A 560-nucleotide genomic window follows, 5' to 3' on the forward strand; every position below is an offset into this window, starting at 1 on the left:
CGCGCTGGCCGGTTCGGTCAGCGCGGTATGCGGCATGACAGTCCGTTGGTGACACATGCAAGTTTTGTTCGGCGCTGTAGGCTCCGACTGAACATCGCTGGGGGCTCCGGGCCGCCAGCACAACTCTGGTGGGGAAACTCCGATCATGACCGATCCGGCCTTTGAGCTCGAGGACGCTTCCGAAATTCTCGTTTCCATTGGCGGGCTTGTACTGGGGGATCCGGAGTACCTGGACACCCACTGGAGTGCCTTCACCTTGGTTGTCAACCTCGACCGCTGCGAGAGAATGTACGGCTATGCCTACGCCGAGGACGGGAGCTGGGAAGGAGCAAGCCCCGGGGGCGTCGACGTCCTTGATCGAGCGATCCAGCTGCGCGCCGCGATGTCAGTGCCTGGCAAGCGCGACTGGAAGCTATGTCGGATACAGGTCACGCGGAGCGACCATCAGATCACCGTCGACTTCGAATACAAGTCCGCGAAGCGTTGGCGAGTCACCCCTGCGAATGTCTACGAGATGGCCGAAAGCCTGCGCCCACACCGATTGACTGTTCCGGCTTCCC

Annotated in this window: 1 protein-coding gene; it reads left to right on the forward strand. The window is 61.6% G+C overall.

Annotated elements, in window-relative coordinates:
• Nucleotides 1–145 precede the first annotated feature (145 nt).
• Nucleotides 146–560: hypothetical protein (locus ON23_RS27960; RefSeq protein ID WP_051043479.1), on the forward strand; the 415-nt coding region annotated here is incomplete at its 3' end.

This window comes from Nocardia cerradoensis NBRC 101014 (genome assembly GCF_000308535.1).
Lineage (GTDB): Bacteria > Actinomycetota > Actinomycetes > Mycobacteriales > Mycobacteriaceae > Nocardia > Nocardia cerradoensis.